The organism is Nocardioides pelophilus (assembly GCF_014180685.1).
Classification (GTDB): Bacteria; Actinomycetota; Actinomycetes; order Propionibacteriales; family Nocardioidaceae; genus Nocardioides; species Nocardioides pelophilus.
In genome coordinates this window covers 1-8,125 of record NZ_JACEHF010000179.1, presented here as the reverse complement: position 1 = coordinate 8,125, position 8,125 = coordinate 1, and the positions used below count along the sequence as shown (strand labels likewise).

General features: G+C 72.8%; 9 protein-coding genes. 8 read left to right on the top strand and 1 reads right to left on the bottom strand.

Annotated features, from left to right (window positions below; all coding sequences use genetic code 11):
- From H0488_RS20020 to H0488_RS19995, 6 genes are all read left to right on the top strand, one after another.
- Window positions 1-586: TatD family hydrolase (locus H0488_RS20020; RefSeq protein ID WP_183100992.1), on the top strand; the 586-nt coding region annotated here is incomplete at its 5' end.
- Between the two features lie 472 nt (window positions 587-1,058).
- Window positions 1,059-2,084: a resuscitation-promoting factor gene (locus H0488_RS20015; protein WP_183100991.1), complete on the top strand. Its 1,026-nt coding sequence runs from the start codon at window positions 1,059-1,061 to the stop codon at window positions 2,082-2,084.
- Window positions 2,085-2,117: 33 nt separating this feature from the next.
- On the top strand, window positions 2,118-2,999 hold the full coding sequence (gene rsmA / locus H0488_RS20010) for a 16S rRNA (adenine(1518)-N(6)/adenine(1519)-N(6))-dimethyltransferase RsmA (RefSeq protein ID WP_183100990.1): 882 nt from the start codon (window positions 2,118-2,120) through the stop codon (window positions 2,997-2,999).
- Window positions 2,996-3,934, top strand: coding sequence for a 4-(cytidine 5'-diphospho)-2-C-methyl-D-erythritol kinase (locus H0488_RS20005; protein WP_183100989.1), 939 nt, complete (start codon window positions 2,996-2,998; stop codon window positions 3,932-3,934). Before rsmA ends, H0488_RS20005 begins: the two co-directional genes overlap by 4 nt.
- Window positions 3,927-5,747, top strand: a complete 1,821-nt coding sequence (locus H0488_RS20000) for an ABC-F family ATP-binding cassette domain-containing protein (protein WP_183100988.1) — start codon at window positions 3,927-3,929, stop codon at window positions 5,745-5,747. The genes H0488_RS20005 and H0488_RS20000 overlap by 8 nt, the downstream gene beginning before the upstream one ends.
- A gap of 8 nt (window positions 5,748-5,755) precedes the next feature.
- Window positions 5,756-6,274 carry a histidine phosphatase family protein gene (locus H0488_RS19995; RefSeq protein ID WP_183100987.1) on the top strand — a complete coding sequence of 173 codons (519 nt, stop codon included), beginning with the start codon at window positions 5,756-5,758 and terminating at the stop codon, window positions 6,272-6,274.
- 4 nt (window positions 6,275-6,278) lie between these two features.
- Here the strand turns inward: H0488_RS19995 and H0488_RS19990 are convergent, their stop codons facing one another.
- Entirely contained in the window at window positions 6,279-6,773 is a 495-nt protein-coding gene (locus H0488_RS19990; protein WP_183100986.1) for a MarR family winged helix-turn-helix transcriptional regulator, read from the bottom strand.
- Between the two features lie 65 nt (window positions 6,774-6,838).
- On the opposite strand from H0488_RS19990, the gene H0488_RS19985 reads away from it, so the two are divergent.
- On the top strand, window positions 6,839-7,552 hold the full coding sequence (locus H0488_RS19985) for an alpha/beta fold hydrolase (protein ID WP_183100985.1): 714 nt from the start codon (window positions 6,839-6,841) through the stop codon (window positions 7,550-7,552).
- Window positions 7,549-8,125 (top strand): methyltransferase domain-containing protein (locus H0488_RS19980; protein WP_183100984.1); only part of this gene is annotated, 577 nt, incomplete at its 3' end. The genes H0488_RS19985 and H0488_RS19980, both read left to right, overlap by 4 nt.

Below are 8,125 nucleotides of genomic sequence, written 5' to 3'. Positions count from 1 at the left end.
GCGGCCCGCCGCGGCCGGCGGCCTCGACGCCGCGCTCGAGGCGATCGGCGAGCTCGCCGCCGCCCACCCGCGGGTGCGGGCCGTAGGGGAGACCGGGCTCGACCACTTCCGCACCGGCCCGGAGGGGCGGGCCGCACAGGTGACCTCCTTCGCCTGGCACATCGACCTGGCCAAGCGGCTGGACAAGACCCTCGTGATCCACGACCGCGACGCCCACCAGGAGGTGCTCGACGTGCTCGACGCCGAGGGTCCGCCGGAGCGCTGGGTGATGCACTGCTTCTCCGGTGACGCGGCGTTCGCCCGCGCGTGCCTCGACCGCGGCGCCTACCTGTCGTTCGCCGGCACCGTCACCTTCAAGAACGCCGCTCCGCTCCGGGAGGCCCTCGTCGTCACGCCGGCGGACCGGGTGCTGGTCGAGACGGATGCGCCGTACCTCACGCCCCACCCGTGGCGCGGCCGGACCAACGCGTCGTACCTCGTCCCGCTCACCGTGCGGGCGATGGCCGAGGAGCGGGGCGACGACCTCGGCGACCTCTGCGCGGCGATCGACGCCAACACCGAACGAGCCTTCGGCGGCACCTGGTAGGTGCTAACAACCAGTTAGCGCTCGGCTGGGGCTGATGGGGCGAAAGTGGCGGTTTCGAGGTGACTCGAGTCACCTGCTGAGCGTGAACCCGGTGTCCCCGGTTTGCATTCGGGTGCTTGCTTTTGTTCTGGTAGATGCCAGATAGCCGGGATCGGCAAGATTCACCGGCCAGCATCGGCACCGGCCGCCGTACGTGTGAGGTACGACGGAGCGCCACCTCCCTGGGGGGATCCACGCTGGCAGCCTGAGGCCCGGGGAGCACGACGTTCGGAGAATTGTGTCTCTCGACGAGCACACCCAACAGCCCGTCCCGACCGCAACCCAAGATCCAGACCACGACTCAGCCCGGTCTTCACTGAAGGCCCGTGCCTCCGCCCTGATCGGGTGGGCAGCGCACAGCAGGGTCGCTCTCATCGCCACCGTCACCGTCGTCCTGCTCGCCGTCTCCGGCGCGTCCTTCGGCTACCGGTCGATGACGACTCCCGTCACCCTTTCGGTGGACGGCCAGGAGCGCGAGGTGCGCGTCCTCGGTGACACCGTGGGCGACGTCCTCGAGGCCGAGGGCATCGAGCTCGGCGAGCACGACGTCGTGCTGCCCGACGCCGACGAGGAGATCTCCGACGGCACCCGCATCGCGGTGCGCTTCGGTCGCGAGGTCGAGCTGACCGTCGACGGGAAGACCCGCACCCACTGGGTGACGGCGACCGACGTCGACGGCGCGCTCAGTCAGATCGGAGCGCTCTATCGCGGCGCCCGGCTGTCGACCAGCCGCGGCACCACGATCGACCGTGGCGGCCTCGAGCTCGAGATCGTCACCCCCAAGACGCTGAAGGTCACGCTCGCCGGAAAGAAGCCCCGCAAGGTCTCCGTGCCGGCGCTCACGACGGCCGGCGCGCTGCGCGCGCTCGACGTCAAGCTCGACAAGCACGACCTGGTGTTCCCGAAGCGCGACGCCAAGCTCGAGGACGGCGACAAGGTCCGCTGGGTCGACATCGAGATCAAGACCAAGAAGGTGAAGGGCGAGTCCTTCTCCGCCGAGACGATCACGCGCGAGGACTCCTCGTCGCCCGAGGGCACCGAGACCGTGGTCCGCTCCGGCGAGCCCGGCATGCGCAACGTGGTCTACAAGATCCGCTACCGCAACGGCGTCGAGGTCAAGCGCACCGTCGTCACCTCCAAGGTGACCGACGAGGCCGTGGCCGAGATCGTCGAGGTCGGCACCCAGGAGGTCGTCACCTCCAACTTCGCCGGCGGCAGCACCGTCTGGGACGCCCTGGCGCAGTGCGAGTCCGGCGGCAACTGGGCCATCAACACCGGCAACGGCTACTACGGCGGTCTGCAGTTCAACCTCGGCACCTGGCAGGCGTACGGCGGCTCCGGCTACCCGCACCAGAACAGCCGGGAGGCGCAGATCGCTGTCGCCGAGCGGCTCCGGGCGGCCACCGGCGGCTACGGCTCGTGGCCCGGCTGTGCGGCCAGCCTCGGCCTGCCGATGTGACCCTCACCTGATCGAGGGCACTAACCTCCCAGCATGAACACCTCCGCCGGTCCCGAGCGGTCGATCAGACTCCTCGGGCCGGCGGAGGTGCGTTCGCTCGCGGCCGGCCTCGACCTCCGGCCCACCAAGCAGCGCGGCCAGAACTTCGTGATCGACGCCAACACGGTGCGTCGGATCGTGCGCGAGTCCGGCGTCACCGGGGACGACGTGGTCGTCGAGGTCGGGCCGGGTCTGGGGTCGCTCACGCTGGCGCTGCTCGAGACCGGCGCCTCGGTGACCGCGATCGAGGTCGACCCGGTGCTGGCGGAGGCGCTCCCGGGCACGATCGCCGAGTTCGCTCCCCAGCAGGCCGACCGGGTGCGCGTCGTACTCGCCGATGCGCTGCACATCACCGAGCTCCCCGGCCCGCCGCCGACCGCGCTCGTCGCCAACCTGCCCTACAACATCTCGGTGCCGGTGCTGCTCCACCTGCTGACCCTGCTGCCGTCGCTGGAGCACGGCCTGGTGATGGTGCAGGCCGAGGTGGCCGACCGGCTCGCGGCTCCGCCGGGCTCGAAGACCTACGGCATCCCCTCGGTCAAGGCCGCCTGGTTCGCCGACGTACGCCGGGCCGGGGCGATCGGGCGCAACGTCTTCTGGCCGGCGCCCAACGTCGACTCGGGCCTGGTCGCCTGGACCCGTCGCGAGCCGCCGACGACCGCGGTCGGCCGCGCGCAGGTGTTCGCCGTCGTCGATGCCGCGTTCGCCCACCGGCGCAAGGCCCTGCGCGGCGCGCTGCGTGAGCTCGCCGGCTCGGCCGAGGCCGCGACGGCCGCGCTGGAGGCGGCCGGGGTCGACCCGCTGGCCCGCGGGGAGTCGCTGGGCATCGCCCAGTTCGTCCGGATCGCCGAGGAGTTGGCAGGATCGGCTCCGTGAGCGAAGCGCTGCTGCCGGACCCGGTCTCGGTGACCGTCCGCGCGCCCGCCAAGATCAACGTCTACCTCGGCGTCGGCAAGGTGCGCGACGACGGGTTCCACCCGTTGGAGACCGTCTACCAGGCCGTCTCCCTCTACGACGACGTCACGGTGACCGCTGCCGAGGAGTGGGCGGTGACGCTGCTGGCCGACGGCGACCACGTCGACGGCAGCGCGGTGCCCGACGACGACACCAACATCGTGGTGCGGGCCGGGAAGGCGCTCGCCGCGCACCACGGCATCGAGCGGGCGGCCGAGATCGAGATCCGCAAGACCATCCCGGTCGCGGGCGGCATGGCCGGTGGATCGGCCGACGCGGCCGCGACGCTGGTGGCGCTCGACCGGCTGTGGAACCTCGACACGTCCGACGACGACCTGCTGGCGCTGGCCGCGGACCTCGGGTCGGACGTGCCGTTCGCCCTGGTCGGCGGCACGGCGACCGGCACCGGCCGCGGCGAGGTCGTCACCCCCGTCGACGACGCTGGCACCTGGTGGTGGGTGGTCGTCTTCAGCGACGAGGGACTCTCCACCCCGTCGGTCTACGGCGCCTACGACCTGCTCGAGGGCGGCGACCACGACTACCGCGTGCGGCCCGCGATGCTCGACACGCTGCGCCACCCCGAGGACAACCCCGACGGCCTCCCGATGTTCCTCTACAACGACCTCGAGGACGCCGCCTTCTACCTCCGGCCGGACCTCCAGACCACGGCCGAGGCGGCCCTCGAGTGCGGCGCGGCCACCACGCTGCTGTCGGGCTCCGGTCCGACGATGCTCGCGATGGCGACCGACGCCGACCACGCGCGCGAGGTCGCCGGCCGGCTCGCCGGCCGCGGCTACACCCGGACGGCAGTGGCGCACGGGCCGGTCGCCGGCGCGCACGTGGTGGCGTATGGCTAACTTGCTCAACCTCGAACGGGTCTCCAAGTCCTACGGCGTCCGCCCGCTCCTCACCGACGTCTCCCTCGGCATCGGGGCCGGTGAGCGGATCGGCATCGTCGGCCGCAACGGCGACGGCAAGACCACGCTGCTGCGGGTGATGACCGGCGAGGAGGAGCCCGACGGCGGCCGGGTGTCCCGGCAGCGGGGTCTGCTCGTCGGCTACCTGCGCCAGACCGACGAGTTCTCCGACACCCACACAGTGCGGGAGGTGGTGCTCGGCGGGCGGTCCGACCACGAGTGGGCCTCCGACCCGACGCTCCGGGAGATCGTCACCGTGCTGCTGGCCGACGTCGAGCTGGACCGGGCGGTCGCGGGGCTCTCCGGGGGCGAGCGCCGGCGGTGCGGGCTGGCCGGCCTGCTGATCGGCGAGCACGACCTGATCGTCCTCGACGAGCCGACCAACCACCTCGACGTCGAGGCGGTCGCCTGGCTGGCGCAGCACCTCGCCGGCCGGTCGTCGGCGCTGGTGGTCGTGACCCACGACCGCTGGTTCCTGGACGCGGTCTGCCAGCAGACCTGGGAGGTCCACGACGGGGTCATCGACGCCTACGAGGGCGGCTACGCCGCGTTCGTGCTCNACGCCGCGTTCGTGCTCGCGAAGGCCGAGCGCCAGCGGCAGCTGGCGTCGTCGGAGGTCCGGCGCCAGAACCTGATGCGCAAGGAGCTCGCCTGGCTCCGGCGCGGGCCGCCGGCCCGCACGTCGAAGCCGAAGTTCCGGATCGACGCCGCCAACGCGCTCATCGAGGACGTGCCGCCGCCGCGCGACCGGCTCGAGCTTCAGCGGTTCGCGGCCCAGCGGCTCGGCAAGGACGTGCTCGACGTCGAGGACGTCGACCTCGCCCGTGGTGACCGGGTGCTCCTCAAGCACGCCACCTGGCGGCTCGGCCCCGGCGACCGGGTCGGCATCGTCGGCGTCAACGGCGCGGGCAAGACCTCGGTGCTGTCGCTGCTCTCGGGCGAGCTGGCGCCGCAGAAGGGGCGGGTGCGGCACGGGCGCACCGTCGTACTCCAGCACCTGACGCAGGCCCTCGAGTTCGACCACCCGGAGGGGCGCGTCCTCGACACCGTCGAGTCGATCCGGCGGGTGACCAAGACCGCCGACGGCGAGATCACGGCCTCCGCGATGCTGGAGCGGTTCGGCTTCACCGGCGACAAGCTCACCGCCCGGCTCGGCGACCTGTCCGGTGGCGAGCGGCGGCGGTTCCAGCTGTTGCGGCTGCTGCTGACCGAACCCAACGTGCTGCTGCTCGACGAGCCGACCAACGACCTCGACATCGAGACCCTCAACGTGCTCGAGGACTTCCTCGACGGCTGGCCCGGCACCCTCGTCGTCGTCTCCCACGACCGCTACTTCCTCGAGCGGGTCACCGACTCCGTCTGGGCGCTCCTCGGCGACGGTCAGATCTCGATGCTGCCCCGCGGCGTCGACGAGTACCTGGAACGCCGCGCTGCCGCGCTCGGAGCCGCGTCGCTGACGAGCTCGGGGCCGAGCGGACCGATTCGCCCCGAAGGCGTCGGTGACGGGGGCGCCGCTGCGCCGAAGGCGCGGTCGGGCTCCGCCGAGGAGCGTACGGCGCGCAAGGCCCTCGCCCGGCTCGACAAGCAGCTGGAGCGGCTCGCCGCCCGGGAGGCGGAGCTGTCGGAGGCGATCGTCGCGCACGCCACCGATCACGAGCGGCTCACCGCGCTGTCGGCGGAGCTGACCGCAGTGCTGGCAGAGAAGGAGACGGCCGAGCTCGAGTGGCTCGAGGCCGCCGCGGTGCTGGAATGACGGCTGGAGTGACGCTGCACCTGGTCCGCCACGGCCGGCCGCTCGTCGACCACGGCCGACCGGCAGCGGAGTGGGAGCTCGACCCAGCCGGCTTCGACGACGTGTGGGCGCTCCGGGAGTCCGGTCGGCTGCCCGATCGCGCCGCCTGGTTCACCTCGCCCGAACCGAAGGCGGTCCAGACCGCGCAGCTGCTCGCCGAGGGCGAGGTCGGGATCGTCGACGGCCTCCGCGAGCACGTCCGGGAGTCGACCGACTGGATCGACGACTTCGCAGGAACGGTCCAGCGTGCGTTCGACCAGCCCGCCGCGGCGGCGTACGACGGCTGGGAGCCGCTGGAGGCCTGTCGTGACCGGGTCGCCACGGCGGTCCGCGGGCTGATGGCCGACCACCCCGGCACCGACCTGGTGCTCGTCGGCCACGGCACCGCCTGGACCGTCCTGGTCGCCGAGCTCACCGGGGCCGCGCCCGACCTCGACCGCTGGCGCGCACTCGCGATGCCGGACCTGATCGTCGTCGAGCCTGCCTGAGCCTTCAGTCCGCGAACGGCACCAGCAGTCGCCGCAGCAACCCGGCCAGCGCCTTCTGGTCGGCGGCCGGGAGGTCGGCGAGCATCTCGCGCTCGGCCTCGAGCAGCGCGGTGAACGCCCCGTCGACCGTCTCCTTGCCCTCGGGGGTCAGCCGCACCAGCACGCCACGGCGGTCCGACGGGTCCGGGTGGCGCTCCACCAGGCCGCGGGCGGTGAGCCGGTCGACCCGGTTGGTCATGGTGCCGCTGGTCACCAGGGTCTCGCGGAGCAGCCGCCCCGGCGACAGCTCGTACGGCGCCCCGGTCCGGCGCAGCGCGGCGAGCACGTCGAACTCCCACGGCTCGATCTGGTGGGCGGTGAACGCCTGCCGCCGGGCGCGCTCGACGTGGTGGCCCAGCCGGGAGATCCGGCTGAAGATCGCGACCGGCGCGAGGTCGAGGTCGTCCCGCTCGCGCGCCCATGCGTCGAGCAGCGCGTCGACCTCGTCCCGTCCCGCCATGGCACCACGGTACCGGACCCTTCGAGAATCTTGATATCAAGATAAATCGGGGATAGGGTCGGGCCGTGGACCAGATCACCACCGACCTCGACCAGTTCCGGCTGGCCTCCCTCGCGTGGGGCCCGACCGCCGACGCGAGCGCCCCGCTGGCCGTGCTGCTGCACGGCTTCCCGGACACCGCCCACACCTGGCGCCACCTCGGCCCCGCGCTGGCCGAGGCGGGCTACCGGGTGGTCGCGCCGTTCACCCGCGGCTACGGGCCGAGCGGCATCCCGGCCGACGGCAGCTATCACGTGCCGGCGCTGATGAGCGACGTGCTCGAGCTGCAGGCCGCGCTGAGCTGGTACACCCTCTTCAACCAGCTCCCCGCGCTCCCCGAGCGCAACTTCGACAAGCTGGTCGCCCACCTGTGGCGCCGCTGGTCGCCCGGGTACGACGCCACCACCGATCTCGCGCACCTCGCCGCCTCGCTCCCGACGACCGAGCGCAAGGCGGCCGCGCTCGGCTACTACCGCGCTCAGCCGCGTCAGTGGCAGCTGCCGAGCCGCTACCGGCGGTTCGCCGAGGCCTGGGTCGGGTCGCCGCGGGTGCCGCTGCTCTACCTCCAGGGCGCCGACGACGGCTGCCTCGACGCCCGTTGGGCGACCCGGGTCAGCGGCCGGCTCGGCCCCGGTGGCCGGGCCGCTGTCATCACCGACGCCGGCCACTTCCTCCAGCTCGAGCGACCCGACGTCGTCAACGCGCGGGTGCTCGAGTACCTCGCCGAGGAGGCGCCGTGACCCACACCTGGGACCCCGACCGCTACCTGACGTACGCCGACGAGCGCGGCCGCCCGTTCGTCGAGCTGGTCGCGCGCATCGCCGCCCCCGACCCCCGATCGGTCGTCGACCTCGGCTGCGGTCCGGGCAACCTCACCGCGCTGCTCGCCGAGCGCTGGCCGGACGCCGAGGTGGTCGGCATCGACAGCAGCCCCGAGATGATCGCCAAGGCGCGGGGGAGTGCGGCCGCCTCGCGGGTGGCGTTCGACGTCGGCGACGTCCGCGACTGGTCGGCGTCCGCGGACGGCGTCGACGTCCTCGTCTCCAACGCGACGCTCCAGTGGCTGCCCGACCACCTCGAGCTGCTGCCGCGGCTGGTCGCGCAGGTGCGCCCGGGCGGCTGGTTCGCGTTCCAGGTGCCCGGCAACTTCGACCAGCCGAGCCACACCATCCGGGCGGAGCTGGCCGCCGAGGAGCCGTACGCCGGGGGTCTCGAGACGGTCGCCAGGGCGACCTCCTCGACCACCGGGGGTGCCGAGGAGCCGTACGCCGGGGGTCTCGAGACGGTCGCCAGGGCGACCTCCTCGACCACCG

What these genes read in the sequence shown, in the direction of transcription:
- H0488_RS20015 (WP_183100991.1), top strand. Translation starts at nt 1,059, where the DNA reads ATGACGACTCCCGTCACCCTTTCGGTGGACGGCCAGGAGCGCGAGGTG.
- rsmA (WP_183100990.1), top strand. Translation starts at nt 2,118, where the DNA reads ATGAACACCTCCGCCGGTCCCGAGCGGTCGATCAGACTCCTCGGGCCG.
- H0488_RS19990 (WP_183100986.1), bottom strand. Translation starts at nt 6,773, where the DNA reads ATGGCGGGACGGGACGAGGTCGACGCGCTGCTCGACGCATGGGCGCGC.